Consider the following 14356-nt stretch of genomic DNA (forward strand, 5'->3'; position numbering starts at 1 on the left):
CCTTAAACCGCGAGCTCGCGTGCGCGCTGTGCCGCACGTCGCACGCTGCCCCGGTGCACCGGCCCGTGCCCCGGCAGCAGCACGTCGCCCGCCAGCCCTTCGAGCACGTCCAGGGAGGCGACGGCACGGCCGCGCTCGTGGTGGAACATGTCCGGCAGCAGCTGCGGGCCCCGCGTCCGCGAGGTCGGGTGGCCGCTCACCAGGGCGTCGCCGGAGATCAGCACACCCGCCTCGGGCAGGTGGAAGGCGCTGTGTCCGAGCGTGTGGCCGGGGGTGTGCACGGGCACGGGCCGGCCGGGCAGGTCGAGCGCGCCGGACGCCGGGAACGGCTCGGGGGCGCTCACCGGCACCTTCGCGGTGCCGCCGGACCGGATCGCGTGCACCGCCCACGGCAGCACACCGGGCCGCCAGCCGTTCTTCAGCACCTCGCCGACGCTCACCTGGTGCAGGAAGTCGCGGCGCGCGTGCGGCACTTCGGCCTCGTGGAGGTAGATCGGCGTGCCGTGGGCGGCCCGCAGGTACTCCGCCGAACCCAGGTGGTCGTTGTGGGCGTGGGTGATCAGCACGGCCGCGACCGCCTCGGGCGAACTGCCCACCTGGGCCAGGGAGTCGAGGACCAGCTCGCGGTCGCCCGGGTAACCCGTGTCGACCAGGGTGGCGGAGTCCCCCTCGGTGAGGATCACCCAGTTGGTGTTGGAGCCGTGCACCAGATAGGTGCCGTCGGCGACTTGCTGCACTTCTGCCCGCATGATGGTCCCGCCGTGGTGAGGTCCGAGCCCGACGGGGCACAGCAAAGCAGATCAGGGAACCGGCCTGGTCGGCGGGGCGGGTCGCACACCGGCGTCGGGACGCATCCCGAACAGGAACCGCGTCACCCGGGCCCGGCGCACCAGGTACTCGTACACGACCAGGATCACCGCCAGCGAAGCGGCCACGATCGCCGCGTACTTGACCACGATCGGCACGGACCAGCCGACCACGCCGTAGGCGAAGGCGACGACGACGGGCTGGTGGAGCCCTCCCTCGGCCGTGCCGCCGGAGATCACTTGGTGCCGACGCTCCGTAGGACCGCGAGGACCAGGGTGCGGGCCACGGTGAGGACCTCGCCGACCTTCACCTGTTCACGGGGGCCGTGGGCCAGCCGTACGTCACCGGGGCCGAAGTGCAGCGTCGGTATGCCCGCAGCGGAGTACAACCGGAGGTCACTGCCGTAGGGGGCACCGCGTTCCGGCATCCGTGGTCCGCCGACGGCGTCGGCGTGCGCGTCGTGCACCATGTCGCGCAGCGTGCTGTCGGCCCTCAGGCGGCCGCTCGCGTACTGGCCGCCGGGCCAGGTCACTCTCGCCGGATGTCCGCTCAGCCAGGGATCGCGCTCGCAGGCCCGGGCCACGCACTCCTCCAGTTCGGCGCGCGCCTGTGCCGGGTCCTCGTCGAGCCGGACGCCGAGCCTGCCCTCGGCCACCAGCAGGTCGGGGACGCTGCTCGCCCAGTCGCCCGCGCTCACGCTGCCCACGGACAGGGGATAAGGGACGGGGTACTCGGCCATGAGCGGGTCGGGCCGCAGGTTTCGGCGGGCTTCCAGAGCGGCCAGGGCCTGATGGATGGGCAGGTAGGCGTCGATCGCGCTGACTCCCGCGTACCGCGTACTGCCGTGGGTGGCCTTGCCGGGTACCTCGATACGGAAGGTCAGAGCGCCCGCGTTCGCGGTCACCAGGGTGCCGCCGGTGGGCTCGGTGATGATGCAGGCGTCGCCGGTGTGGCCGCGGCGCAGTGTGCCGAACGCGCCCAGGCCGCCGTCCTCCTCACTCACCACGAAGTGCACCGCGACCCGTCCGCGCAGCCGGGCGCCGGAGGCGCGTATCGCTGCCAGGGCGGCCAGGTTGGCGACCACTCCGGCCTTCATGTCGCAGGCGCCGCGCCCGTACACGATGTCGCCGGCGGTCCTGGGCGCGAACGGGTCACCGTCCCACTGCGCCGGGTCGCCGGGCGGCACGACGTCGACATGGCCCTGAAGGATCAGGGTGGGGCCGTCGCCACCGTCCGGGGTCAGCCCGACCAGGCCCCAGGCCTCACTGCGCGCTGCCTCGGTGCCGGGGAACCCGGATGCGGCGCGCAGTGCGGGCAGGTCCATCGACCACAGATCGGTGTCCAGTCCGAGACCCCGCAGGTGCTTGGCCAGGACGTGCTGCAGGTCGGACTCGGCGTCGCTTCCGGTCACGCTGGGGACGGCGAGCAGGTCGAGCAGCATCCGGCCGATGGCCGTTTCATCGACCGCGGCGAGGGCGGCGGCTTCCAGAGAACTCAGCGTCGCGGGCATGCGGGAGGGACCTTCATCCAGGGTGGCGGGCGGTGGGCCGATGCTAGAAGTCCGGAAGGCGTGCAAACAATCATCATGCGTTGTGATCAGGCAATGGTTTCTTGCGTAGATACGGGCTTGTGGACGATCCTTTGCGTGACTGTCGGGTCGGTGAAGGGTGATGCGACGCATGGACGCCATCGACGAACGCATCCTGTTGTGCGTGATGCGCAACGCGCGCAGTACCTATGCCGAGATCGGTGAGGCCGCCGGTCTGTCCGCGTCGGCTGCCAAACGCCGTCTCGACCGGCTCGTCGCCACGGGAGCGATCCGGGGGTTCACCGCACTCGTCGATCCGCAGGCGCTGGGCTGGCGCACCGAGGCGTTCGTCGAGGTCTACTGCAAGAGTGATGCGACACCGGACGTGCTCAGGCGGGAGCTCGAGGAGATACCCGAGGTCGTCGAAGCGTGCACCGTGTCCGGTGCCGCGGACGCGATGGTGCACATGCTGGCCCGGGACATTCCCCACCTGGAACGGGCGGTCCAGCGAGTCCGCGAGGCCAGACACATCGACCGGACCGAGAGCGTCATCGTCCTCTCCCGGCTGATCAACCGCCCCAGGAAGTGACGGGACTTCACCGCCCCGTCGCGACCTTCCGCGGAGCGGCCTTCGTCAATGCCGTCCTCGCCTCCGACCCACGCCTGCCCTTCGGCGGCACGAAGCGCAGCTGATGCGGCCGCGACGGCCGACGTCGGCATCCGCGCGGGTTCATATTCGGCCCGGGTCGCCCTACTGCACGCCCTGCGGGCGGAACTGGATGCTGATGCGCGGTCCCGTGGCGCGTGTGCTCTTCGGTACGGAGTGCTCCCAGGTCCGCTGGCAGGAGCCGCCCATCACGATCAGATCGCCGTGCCCCAGCGGATGCCGCACGGCGCTGCCCCCGCCCATCGGGCGCAGCAGCAGGTCGCGCGGGGTGCCCACGGAGAGGATGGCGACCATGGTGTCCTCGTGGGCACCGCGTCCGATCCGGTCGCCGTGCCAGGCGACGCTGTCGCGTCCGTCGCGGTAGTAGCACAGGCCCGCCGTGGTGAAAGGCTCGCCGAGCTCGTCGGCGTAGTGCGCGCAGAGGGCCCGGCGCGCCTCGGCCAGCACCGGATGGGGCAGCGGGTCGTCCGGGCCGTAGAACGCCAGCAGCCGGGGGACGTCCACGACGTGGTCGTACATCTTGCGGCGCTCGGCGCGCCACGGCACCTCTGCCGCCAGCTGTTCGAACAGCTCGTCCGAGCCGCTGAGCCAGCCGGGCAGTTCGTCGAGCCAGGCGCCACGGCCGAGTTCGGTCCGGCGGATCCCGTCGAGGTTGCCGAGCCGCAGCTCGTCGGCCTGGTCGAAGAGGGAGCCCTGGAGGTGCGCGGCCATGCGCTCCAGCCTACCCCGTGAATCGAAAGTGTGTTCTGTGGACAACTCTCTTTTCGATGCACTGGTGTATCGGATACATTTCCGTATCGAACGGGAGGGGTGAGAGATGGCCGCACAGCAGATCACCGGTCGGGTGACCCGCCGCCGCGTCCGCACGCGGGCCAACCTCCTCGACGCCGCGTTCGCCGTGTTCGCCGCCAAGGGGTTCGGCCGGGTGTCGATCGAGGAGGTCTGCGAAGCCGCCGGCTACAGCAGGGGCGCCTTCTACTCCAACTTCGACACCCTGGACGAACTGTTCTTCGCGCTCTACCAGGAGCGCGCCGACCTCATCGCCCGGCAGGTCGCCGACGCGCTCGCCAGTGACGGACCGGAGCCCGACCTCGACGTGCCGGCCTCCGTGGACCGCGTCACCGATGTCCTGCTCCTCGACCTCGACTGGCTGCTGGTCAAGACCGACTTCCTGGTGCACGCCGCCCGGGACCCCGCCGTGGCGCAGTCCCTGCTGGAACACCGGGCAAGGCTGCGCGGCGCGGTCGCCGACCGGCTCGCCCGGGCCCGGGGCCACACCGCGCTGCCCGCCGTCCTCGGCGACGCGGAGTCCGCCGCCCACGCGGTGGTCGCCGCGTACGACGGGGTCACCACCCAACTGCTGCTGGACAAGGACGTGGACCGCGCCCGCGCCTGGCTCAAGCAACTGCTCACCGCGCTGCTGACGGACGGCAGCGGCACCACCGAGTGACACCCGGAACGACACCACCTCAACGACACCACTCACGACTCCTTCAGGAGAAAGGGCAACGGTCGCCATGGATGCGGACGTCATCGTCGTCGGAGCCGGCCTCGCGGGCCTGGTCGCGGCGCACGAACTCACCAGCAGGGGCAGGCGCGTCGCCCTGGTCGACCAGGAGAACGCCGCCAACCTCGGCGGCCAGGCGTTCTGGTCCTTCGGCGGGCTCTTCCTCGTCGACTCCCCGGAACAGCGCCGCCTCGGCATCAAGGACTCCTTCGACCTCGCCTGGAACGACTGGCAGGGCAGCGCGCGGTTCGACCGCGTCGAGGACGAGGACTCCTGGGCAGTGCGCTGGGCGCGCGCCTACGTCGAGTTCGCGGCCGGCGAGAAGCGGTCCTGGCTGGAGGGGCACGGCATCAAGCTGCTGCCCACCGTCGGCTGGGCGGAGCGCGGCGACCTGCGCGCCGACGGGCACGGCAACTCCGTCCCGCGCTTCCACGTCGCCTGGGGCACCGGCACGGGCGTGGTCGAGCCGTTCGCCGACTACGCCAAGCAGGCCTCCCGCGACGGCCTCCTCACCTTCCACCACCGCCACCGGGTCGACGCCCTCGTCATCGAGGACGGCGTGGCGCGCGGCGTACGCGGCACGGTGCTCGCCGAGGACGACTCGCCGCGCGGTGTCGCCTCCAACCGGGACGCGATCGGCGAGTTCGAGCTGACCGCGCAGGCCGTGATCGTCACCAGCGGCGGCATCGGCGCCAATCACGACATCGTCCGCCGCCACTGGCCCGAGCGGCTGGGCACCCCGCCCGCCGAGATGGTCACCGGCGTGCCCGCCTACGTCGACGGCCGCATGCTCGACATCAGCGCCGACGCGGGCGTCCGGCTGGTCAACCGCGACCGCATGTGGCACTACACCGAGGGCGTCCAGAACTGGGACTCCATCTGGCCCGGCCACGGCATCCGCATCCTGCCCGGTCCGTCCTCGATGTGGTTCGACGCCCTTGGCCGCCGACTGCCGGAGCCGTGCCTGCCGGGGTACGACACCCTCAGCACCCTCAAGCACCTGCGCACCACCGAGGACATCGCGGGACACGACCACTCCTGGTTCATCCTCACCCGGAAGATCGTCGAGAAGGAGTTCGCCCTCTCCGGCTCCGAGCAGAACCCCGACATCACCGCCAAGGACCGGCGGGCCGTTCTGCGCGACCGCCTCCTCGGCAAGGGGGCGCCCGCCCCGGTCCAGGCGTTCCTGCGCAACGGCGCGGACTTCGTGATCGCCGACACCCTCGAACAGCTCGTCGAGAAGATGAACGGGCTGACCGACAAGGCACTGCTCGACGCCGCCGAGGTGCGCCGCCAGATCGAGGCCCGCGATCTCCAGATCACCAACCCCTACGCCAAGGACGCCCAGGTGCAGGGCATCCGCAACGCCCGCCGCTACGTCGGCGACCGCCTCGGCCGGGTCGCCACCCCGCACCGCATCCTCGACCCGGAGGCGGGCCCGCTGATCGGCGTCAAGCTGCACGTCCTCACCCGCAAGACCCTCGGAGGCATCCAGACCGACCTAGACTCACGTGCCCTCGGCACCGACGGACAGCCCATCGAGGGCCTGTACGCGGCGGGCGAGGTCGCCGGCTTCGGCGGCGGCGGCGTCCACGGCTACAACGCCCTCGAGGGCACCTTCCTCGGCGGTTGCCTCTTCTCCGGCCGCGCGGCGGGCCGGGCGGCGGCGAAGCAGACGGGCTGACCTCGACGCCGACGCCGGTGCGCCTCCTAGGCCTTCAGGAGGCGCACCAGCACCGCCACATGGCTCTCCTCCGGCTCCTTCGCCGAGGTCACCAACGTCACCGTGCCCTCGCGGGCCAAGCCGCGGACGTGGTCGACGAGTTCCGCCGCCTCCGGCTCGGCGAGCTCCGCCTCGTACCGGCGGGCGAACTCCTCGTAGGACCCCTCGCCCGCGTGGTACCAGCGGCGCAGCTCGGTCGACGGCGTCAGGCCCTTGGGCCACTCGTCGACCCGCGCCGCGTCCTTGGAGACACCCCGCGGCCACAACCGGTCGACGAGGACACGCACGCCGTCCTCGGGCTCGGGCGGTTCGTAGACGCGACGCACTCGGACGCTCACGGGCCGGCCTTTCTCGCGGGGCGGGTGCTGTCGGGAGCGTACTGCCGCAGCCCGGAGCAGGTGCGGCGGCCGTCCCGCGACGCGCGCGGAACTTGACCTGAACGAGGGGCGATCGACCTGGGGACGCGCCTAGTCTGGGGGCGGTTGACCACCCTCCACCCCCCAAGGAGCGCATGTGACGCACCCTCGGCAGCAGCCCGCGAGACGCACCCATGTCCTGCGCCGCGAGGCCGTCGTCGTGACCGTCCCCGTCGCCCTCGCGGCGCTGCTCGCGGCCGCCGGACCCGCGGCGGCCACGACGACGGGCGCCTCCGGCGTCGGCGACCCCTACTTCCCGCTCGCCGGCAACGGTGGCTACCACGTCGGCCACTACGATCTGACCCTCCGTTACGACCCAGCCGGGCGCCGCCTCGACGGCAAGGCGGTCCTCACCGCCCGCGCCACCCAGCGGCTCACCCGGTTCGACCTCGACCTGCAAGGACTGAAGGTCACCGGACTCACCGTCGACCACATCAGGGCCGACCACCGCCGTGCCGGACAGGAACTCGTCGTCACCCCCCGCCGCGCCCTGCGCAAGGGCCAGTGGTTCCGCGTCACCGTCACCTACACCGGCAAGCCCGGCCCGGTCACCGACCCCGACGGCTCCCTCGACGGCTGGATCCCCACCGACGACGGAGCGTTCGTCGCCGGGGAGCCGCAGGGCGCCATGACCTGGTTCCCCGCCAACAACCATCCCACCGACAAGGCGTCGTACGACTTCACGATCACAGTCCCCCAGGGGCACACGGCGGTCGCCAACGGCGTCCTGCGCGGCAGCCGGACCGCCCACGGCAGGACCACCTTCCGCTGGCACCAGCCCGAACCGATGGCCGCCTACCTCGCCACCGCGACGGTCGGGAAGTTCAAGGTCGAGCAGTACACGACCCGCGACGGCATCCAGGTCTACAACGCCGTCGACCCCCGGGAGGCCGGCGCCGCCGCGCCGGTGCTCAAGAAGCTGCCGTCCGTCCTGGAGTGGGAGAGCAAGCTGTTCGGGCCCTACCCGTACCGCGCCGCCGGCTCCATCGTCGACCGTGCCCCGAACGTCGGGTTCGCGCTGGAGACCCAGACCCGGCCCGTGTACGACTCCGCGCCGAGCCTGTCCACCCTTGTCCACGAGAGTGCCCACCAGTGGTTCGGCGACTCCGTCTCCCTCACCACCTGGAAGGACATCTGGCTCAACGAGGGCTTCGCGACCTACACCGCGTGGCTCTACGCCGAGCAGCACGGCGGCGACAGCGCGCAGAAGACCTTCGACGCGCTCTACGCCCGCCCCGCCGACGACCCCCTGTGGGAGTTCCCGCCGGGCGACCCGGGCAGCGGCGCGAACATCTTCGGCACGCCCGTCTACGCGCGGGGCGCCATGGCCCTGCACGCCCTGCGCACCGCCGTGGGCGACCGCGCCTTCCAGCGGATCCTGCGGGCCTGGGCGACCGGGCACCGCGACGGACACGGCACGACCGCACAGTTCGTCGCCCTGTCGGAACGTGTGTCCGGCAAGAACCTGGACAGGCTGTTCGAGACATGGCTCTACACACCCGGCAAGCCCGACAGAACATAGAACCTGACCAGTTCCTCACAACTCCCGGTCACGCTCGCCTCATGATCAGACACAGTCCCCGTGCTGCGCTGCTCGCCGCGTCCCTCCTGCTCACCGGATGCGGCGGCGGTGCCGCGGCCACCTCCGCCACCTCCTCGGTGACCTCGCACCCACCCGCGCCCGGCCCCGAGGTCTCCCTCGACGTGGCCCCCCAGCAGGTGCCCGGCATCGGTCCCAGGACCTGGGCCCAAGTACCGCGCGAGTCACGGCAGGTGGTGCTGGTCACCGGGCGTGGCAAGAACTCCCCGCAGTCGACCGTCGTGCTCTACGAGCGCACCGGGGCCGGCTGGAAGGCGGGCCCGAGCTGGCCCGCGCACAACGCGCTCAAGGGCTGGACCGGCCACCACACGGCCGGCGACCTGCGCTCGCCCGTCGGCGTCTACACCCTCACCGACGCCGGCGGTCTGCTCCGTGACCCCGGCACCCGGCTGCCGTACGACCGCTCCATCGGCTTCACCGCGCCCGGCACCGGCTTCGAGGGCGAGCCCCTGACCGGATCCTTCGACTACGTCATCGCCATCAACTACAACCGCGAGCCCGGCACTTCGCCCCTCGACTGGGCCCGCCCCCTGGGCGCCGGCCGGGGCGGCGGTATCTGGCTGCACGTCGACCACGACGGGCCCACCCACGGCTGCGTCAGCATCGACCGCGCGCACATGAAGGACCTGCTCCTCGAACTCGACCCCGACGCCCACCCCGTCGTCGTCATGGGTGACCGGGCCTCCCTGGCCCGCTGAGCACCTAGGATTCGCTCACGTGTGCGCACATGTGCTGGTCGCCGAGGACGACGAGATGCAGGCCGAACTCATCCGGCGCTCCCTCCTCGCGGAGGGCCACTCCGCCACCGTCGTCCACGACGGCCCCGCCGCGCTGGACGCGGTCCGTGAGCAGCGGCCGGACCTCGTCGTCCTCGACCTCATGCTTCCCGTGATCGACGGCTTCGGGGTGTGCCGGGTGCTGCGCCGGAACGACGACATCCCGGTGCTGATGCTCACCGCGCGCTCCGCCGAGGACGATGTCCTGCTCGGACTGGAGCTGGGCGCCGACGACTACATGACCAAGCCCTACAGTCCGCGCGAGCTGATGGCTCGTATCCGCACCGTCCTGCGGCGCAGCGGCCGGGCCGCCGACCGGTACGCGGACCCCGTCGTCCGCGCCGCCGGGATCGCCGTCGACCCGCGGCGGCACGAGGTGCGGTGCGACGATGAACCGGTGGAGTGCACCCCGGCCGAGTTCGAGATCCTCCTCGCCATGGCGGCCGAACCCGAACGGGTCTTCACCCGGCGACAGTTGCTCCAGTTCACCCGCGGCTTCGACCGTGCCTCCACGGAACGGGCCGTCGACGTGCACATCATGAACCTGCGCAGGAAGGTCGAGCCGGACCCGCGCCGACCGGTCCGGCTGCTCACCGTCTTCGGCGTCGGCTACAAGCTCAGCGGGAGCTTCAGACCGGGGGGCGGGCGCACATGAGCGCCCGGCCCCGGATACCGCTGCGCAAACGGCTGCTGGTCCGGCTGCTGAGCGCCTCCGTCCTGATCGCCGTCTGCTCCGTGACGGCGACGGCCTGGCTGGCCGTGGAGACCACCACCCGGGCCCTGCGCGAGGAGCAGGGCCAGGTCCTCGCCGAGGACATGGACGTCCTCGCCCGCCTGAGCGGCTACGCCGCGACCCACCCCGACTGGCACGGCGTCGAGGAGACCGTAAGGACCTTGTCGGCGAGGACCGGCCGGCGCATCGCCCTCACCACGGCCGATCGCACCCCGATCGCCGACTCCGCACCGCGCGGCACCTCACTGCCGCCGCGCGCCGCCGCCACCGTCGACCCCCTGCGCACCGACACCTCCACCGAGCCCGGCGCCCAGCGCAGCGGCATCGACCCGCGGGTGGTGGGCCCGTACCGGCTGACCACCGGGGAGCGGACCGAGCTGGACGCGGCGGCCGAGGCCCGGAGGCGGTGTTTCGCCCGCAACGGCATCGAGACCGACATCGTCCGGACGCCCAGCGGCCGCCCCGCCCTGGAGGACTCCGACACGGGCGCGGCCCCCGCATACGTGCCCGACGCGTGCGCCGACGGTCGGCTCAACACCCTGGTGCGCACCGAGAAGAAGGCCCTGGCCCACCTCGAGAAGCTCGCCCAGCCGTGCCTGAAGCGTCTCGGCCTTCCCGATGCCGCACTCGCGTACGAGGGCGTCGACATCACCGACCGGTCCATCGGCTCGCGCTTCCTCTCGGAGAAGTTCGCCGCCCGGGGCATCGACGAGCGGGACGTGCGGTACTGCACCGACACCGCGCGCCGCTCCCAGCTCGACCCCTATGTCGCGCCCGCCGCCGAGCTGTTCCTGGGCGGCGGGGACAGCATCGCGCCCCGGTTCGACATGTCCCCGGCCAACAAGGCGAAGGTCGTCGGCGCCGCCGGTCTGGTCCTCGCGGTGACGGTCGCCGTGACCGCCGTCCTCGCCACCCGTCTCGTACGGCCCCTGCGCGCCCTGACCGAGGCCGCCCAGCAGCCGCCGGAGGCGCACGCGCGCGTGCCGGTCACCACCCGGGACGAGACCGGCATTCTCGCGGAGGCGTTCAACGACCTCACCGAACGCCGGGAACGCCTGGAGGCCCAGCGCAAGGCCATGGTCAGCGACATCGCCCACGAGCTGCGCAGCCCGCTCACCAACATCCGCGGCTGGCTGGAGGTCACCCGGGACGGCGTCGTCGAGCCGGCCCCGACGCTGCTCGCCTCCCTGCACGACGAGGCCCTCGTCCTCCAGCGCGTCATCGACGACCTCCAGGACCTCGCCGCCGCCGACGCCGGCACCCTGCGGCTGCACCGGGAGCCCGTGAGCTGCGGCGACCTGCTCGACCAGGTCTCGGCGGCCCACCGCGTCGCCGCCGACACAGCCGGGGTCGCCCTGCGCACCGAGGCGGACGACGGACCCTGGCTGGACGCCGACCCGGTCCGCATGCGGCAGGTGCTCGGCAACCTCGTCAGCAACGCGATCCGCCACACCCCGCCCGACGGCACGGTCACGCTGACCGCGCGTCGCGTGGGGGAGGAGGTGGTCATCGAGGTGCGCGACACCGGCGGCGGCATCGCGCCCGACGACCTGCCGCACGTCTTCGACCGCTTCTGGCGCGCGGAGAAGTCCCGCAGTCGCCGCACCGGCGGTAGTGGGCTGGGCCTGGCCATCGTGCGCGACCTGGCCGCCGCGCACGGCGGCACGGTGACGGCGGCGAGCGGACCGGGCCGGGGAGCCGTCTTCACCCTGCGGCTGCCGGGTGGAGCGGCGCCGTCTGACGCGTGAGCGGTGTCGGGCGGACAGGCGGCCACGACGTCCCGGGGTGATACCTCCTGCCATAGTGATCCCCGAATCGAAAGATGTAACGAGCAACCAGGAAGCGCGTGGACACGAGCGAGAGCAGCAGCGCAGCGGGGACCGAGGACGAGGGCGCCCCGAGTCAGGACAGAACGCCCCGGCGCGGGTGGCGCCGGTGGGCCATGGACACGCGTCCGTTGCGCCGTCCGGCCTATCGCCGGCTGTGGTCCTCGACCGTCGTCACGGCCGTCGGCAGTCAGCTCACCGCCGTCGCCGTGCCCAAGCAGATCTACGACATCACCGGTTCCTCCGCCTGGGTGGGCTACGCCAGCCTCGCCGGGCTCGTGCCCATGGTGATGTTCGCGCTGTGGGGCGGCGCGGTCGCCGACACGGTGGACCGGCGCAAGCTGCTGCTGGTCACCAACGGCGGTATCGCCGTCACCTCGGTGCTGTTCTGGCTCCAGGCCGTCGGGGGACTCGACTCGGTGGCGGTCCTCATGGTGCTGCTCGCCGCGCAGCAGGCGTTCTTCGGCCTCAACTCGCCCGCCCGCAACGCGTCCATCGCCCGTCTGGTCCCCGCCGACGAACTGGCCGCCGCCAACGCCCTCGGCTCGACCGTAATGCAGACCGGCCTGGTCGCGGGACCGCTGCTCGCCGGTGCCCTCATCCCCGTGGTCGGCCTGCCCGAGCTGTACCTCATCGACGCCGTCGCGCTGTGCGTCACGCTGTGGGCGGTGCTGCGGCTGCCCCCGCTGCCGCCGCTCACGGCGACGGCCGTGCGCCGGGCGGGGATACGGCAGATAGTGGAGGGTTTCCGCTACATCGCCGGGCACAAGGTGCTGCTGCTGTCCTTCCTCGCCGACATCATCGCCATGGTCTGCGGCATGCCCCGCGCCCTGTTCCCGCAGCTCGCCGCCGAGACCTACGCGTCGTACGGCGAAGGGCTCGCCCTCGGCCTGCTGTTCGCGGCGATCCCCATCGGCGCGGTCCTCGGCGGGCTGTTCTCGGGCACCTTCTCCCGGGCCCGACGGCACGGCTGGATGGTCATCGGCGCGGTCGTCGCCTGGGGCGCGGCGATCGCGGGGTTCGGAATGAGCGGCAGCCTGTGGCTCGCGGTGGTGTTCCTGGCCGCCGCCGGGGTCGCCGACATGGTCTCGATGGTCTTCCGCGGGGCGATCCTGCTGTCCGCGGCCACGGATGAGATGCGCGGCCGTATGCAGGGCGTCTTCACGGTCGTGGTGGCCGGCGGCCCCCGACTCGCCGACGTCCTGCACGGCACGGCGGGCTCGGCGTTCGGCCCCCGTTCGGCCGTCGCGGGCGGCGGCCTGCTGGTGGTCGCCCTCATGCTGGCCCTCGCCGCGACGGCGCCGGCCCTGCGCCGCTACAGAATCTGACCGGCGAACCTACAGCCGCCCGACGCCGGGCCGCGCACCGACGCCTCGGACCGGCGCGCCGACGAGCCAGTGCCATGTCGTCAACGCCTCCGACCGGTGTGCCTACGGGGCACCGTCGTGTCGTCGATGCCTCCGACCGGTGTGCCTACGGGTCACCGTCGTGTCGTCGATGCATCCGACCGGTGCGCCCGGGAGCCGCGCCCGTGCCGTCGACGGCTCCGACCGGTGTGCCTACGGGTCACCGTCGTGTCGTCGATGCCTCCGACCGGTGCGCCCGGGAGCCGCGCCCGTGCCGTCGACGGCTCCGACCGGTGTGCCTACGGGTCACCGTCGTGCCGTCGATGCCTCCGACCGGTGCGCCCGGGAGCCGCGCCCTTGCCATCGACGGCTCCGACCGGTGTGCCTACGGGTCACCGTCGTGCCGTCGATGCCTCCGACCGGTGCGCCCGGGAGCCGCGCCCGTGCCATCGACGGCTCCGACCGGTGCGCTCACGAGTCACTGCCGTGTCGTCGATGCCTCCGACCGGTGCGCCCAGGAGCCGCGCCCTTGCCATCGACGGCTCCGACCGGTGCGCTCACGAGTCACTGCCGTGTCGTCCACGTATCCCACCGGTGCGTCCACGAGCCGCGCCCGTGCCGCCGGCGCATCCGACACGCACGGCGGTGTCGTCGACGCCTCCGACCGGTGCGCCCAGGAGCGTCCGCCATGCCGCCGACGCATTCATCCCACGGGACCGCCCACGAGCCGCGCCCGTGCCGCCGGCGCATCCGGCGCACGGTGCCTAGAACCGCCCGCGCCGGGGCGACGAGTACGCGTCCATGAGCTTGCCACGGGTCATCTCCAGCCGGTGCGCGAGGATCTCGGCCACGACGCGGACCAGCGACATTCCCAGTGCCGGATCCTCCTCGCACAGCTTGAGCACCGGCCGCGCCTCGAACTCGTAGGCCCGTACGGGGCTGAAGGCCTCCGCGCCGAAGTCCCACTGGTACGGCGGGAAGAGCCAGGACCAGCCGAGCATGTCCCCGGCGCCCAGGCCGGCCACGGTCACGCGTCGGCGCGGCGTCACCTCCTGGACGAGGGAGACCGCGCCCGAGCGGATCACCCAGAAGCGGTCGGCGGTGCCACCCGCCTCGAAGATGCGGGTGTCCTCCGGGAAGTGCACCTCCCGGGCGAGTGTCATCAGCCGCTCGCGCTGGGGCGGGGGGAGGGCGGTCAGGAGTTTGATCGCTTTGGTCATGGCGCGGAGCTCCTCGCCGAAGGGCGGATGCGGTGCTTTCCCTACGCCCATTTCAGCCGCTCGCGGCGCCATGGGCACCTCGGCGTACCGGAGGTTTTGCCCGAAGACATGAAAAAGCCCTGGCTGGACGGGGGAGGCCAGCCAGGGCCGTCAGAGGTGGCGCCGGGGGACGGATACAGTCGACCCCGTGACCACTTATGAATGAAC

General features: G+C 72.3%; 14 protein-coding genes. 8 read left to right on the forward strand and 6 right to left on the reverse strand.

What is annotated here, in order from left to right; translation table 11 throughout:
- Positions 1 to 2: 2 nt before the first annotated feature.
- Genes IG99_RS23020 through IG99_RS23030 form a run of 3 tightly spaced genes read right to left on the reverse strand, consistent with a single transcriptional unit; the run spans position 3 to position 2317 of the window.
- The gene (locus IG99_RS23020) at positions 3 to 749 is read right to left on the reverse strand and encodes an MBL fold metallo-hydrolase (protein WP_037676756.1); all 747 of its coding nucleotides are present in this window, start codon (positions 747 to 749) and stop codon (positions 3 to 5) included.
- A 51-nt stretch (positions 750 to 800) separates the two neighbouring features.
- Positions 801 to 1046: a hypothetical protein gene (locus IG99_RS23025; protein WP_037676757.1), complete on the reverse strand. Its 246-nt coding sequence runs from the start codon at positions 1044 to 1046 to the stop codon at positions 801 to 803.
- A complete protein-coding gene (locus IG99_RS23030) occupies positions 1043 to 2317 on the reverse strand; it encodes an ArgE/DapE family deacylase (RefSeq protein WP_037676758.1) in 1275 nt (424 codons plus the stop codon). The genes IG99_RS23025 and IG99_RS23030 overlap by 4 nt, the downstream gene beginning before the upstream one ends.
- A 169-nt stretch (positions 2318 to 2486) precedes the next feature.
- On the opposite strand from IG99_RS23030, the gene IG99_RS23035 reads away from it, so the two are divergent.
- Complete coding sequence (locus tag IG99_RS23035; protein WP_037676759.1) at positions 2487 to 2924, forward strand: Lrp/AsnC family transcriptional regulator; 438 nt, start codon at positions 2487 to 2489, stop codon at positions 2922 to 2924.
- A 162-nt stretch (positions 2925 to 3086) separates the two neighbouring features.
- On the opposite strand, the gene IG99_RS23040 is transcribed toward IG99_RS23035, so the two are convergent.
- Positions 3087 to 3713 carry an alpha-ketoglutarate-dependent dioxygenase AlkB gene (locus tag IG99_RS23040; RefSeq protein ID WP_037676760.1) on the reverse strand — a complete coding sequence of 209 codons (627 nt, stop codon included), beginning with the start codon at positions 3711 to 3713 and terminating at the stop codon, positions 3087 to 3089.
- A 106-nt stretch (positions 3714 to 3819) separates the two neighbouring features.
- On the opposite strand from IG99_RS23040, the gene IG99_RS23045 reads away from it, so the two are divergent.
- Both IG99_RS23045 and IG99_RS23050 read left to right on the forward strand, forming a co-directional pair.
- Positions 3820 to 4452, forward strand: a complete 633-nt coding sequence (locus IG99_RS23045) for a TetR/AcrR family transcriptional regulator (RefSeq protein ID WP_037676761.1) — start codon at positions 3820 to 3822, stop codon at positions 4450 to 4452.
- A 67-nt stretch (positions 4453 to 4519) separates the two neighbouring features.
- On the forward strand, positions 4520 to 6193 hold the full coding sequence (locus tag IG99_RS23050) for an FAD-binding dehydrogenase (protein ID WP_037676762.1): 1674 nt from the start codon (positions 4520 to 4522) through the stop codon (positions 6191 to 6193).
- Between the two features lie 26 nt (positions 6194 to 6219).
- Here IG99_RS23050 and IG99_RS23055 read toward each other — a convergent pair whose 3' ends face one another.
- Positions 6220 to 6570, reverse strand: coding sequence for a DUF488 domain-containing protein (locus IG99_RS23055; RefSeq protein ID WP_037676763.1), 351 nt, complete (start codon positions 6568 to 6570; stop codon positions 6220 to 6222).
- A 175-nt stretch (positions 6571 to 6745) separates the two neighbouring features.
- On the opposite strand from IG99_RS23055, the gene IG99_RS23060 reads away from it, so the two are divergent.
- The 5 genes from IG99_RS23060 (at position 6746) to IG99_RS23080 (ending at position 12911) form a co-directional block, all read left to right on the forward strand.
- Positions 6746 to 8170: a M1 family metallopeptidase gene (locus IG99_RS23060; protein WP_037676764.1), complete on the forward strand. Its 1425-nt coding sequence runs from the start codon at positions 6746 to 6748 to the stop codon at positions 8168 to 8170.
- A 41-nt stretch (positions 8171 to 8211) separates the two neighbouring features.
- On the forward strand, positions 8212 to 8946 hold the full coding sequence (locus IG99_RS23065; protein WP_037676765.1) for a L,D-transpeptidase family protein: 735 nt from the start codon (positions 8212 to 8214) through the stop codon (positions 8944 to 8946).
- 19 nt (positions 8947 to 8965) lie between these two features.
- Positions 8966 to 9679, forward strand: coding sequence for a response regulator transcription factor (locus IG99_RS23070; protein WP_051865790.1), 714 nt, complete (start codon positions 8966 to 8968; stop codon positions 9677 to 9679).
- Positions 9676 to 11505, forward strand: coding sequence for a sensor histidine kinase (locus IG99_RS23075; RefSeq protein ID WP_037676767.1), 1830 nt, complete (start codon positions 9676 to 9678; stop codon positions 11503 to 11505). The genes IG99_RS23070 and IG99_RS23075 overlap by 4 nt, the downstream gene beginning before the upstream one ends.
- A gap of 98 nt (positions 11506 to 11603) precedes the next feature.
- Positions 11604 to 12911, forward strand: coding sequence for an MFS transporter (locus tag IG99_RS23080; protein ID WP_037676768.1), 1308 nt, complete (start codon positions 11604 to 11606; stop codon positions 12909 to 12911).
- A gap of 782 nt (positions 12912 to 13693) precedes the next feature.
- Here IG99_RS23080 and IG99_RS23085 read toward each other — a convergent pair.
- Positions 13694 to 14149: a cyclic nucleotide-binding domain-containing protein gene (locus tag IG99_RS23085; protein WP_037676769.1), complete on the reverse strand. Its 456-nt coding sequence runs from the start codon at positions 14147 to 14149 to the stop codon at positions 13694 to 13696.
- Positions 14150 to 14356 lie beyond the last annotated feature (207 nt).

Origin of the sequence: Streptomyces griseus subsp. griseus (assembly GCF_000720255.1) — a bacterium.
In the GTDB taxonomy this organism is placed as follows: domain Bacteria; phylum Actinomycetota; class Actinomycetes; order Streptomycetales; family Streptomycetaceae; genus Streptomyces; species Streptomyces griseus_I.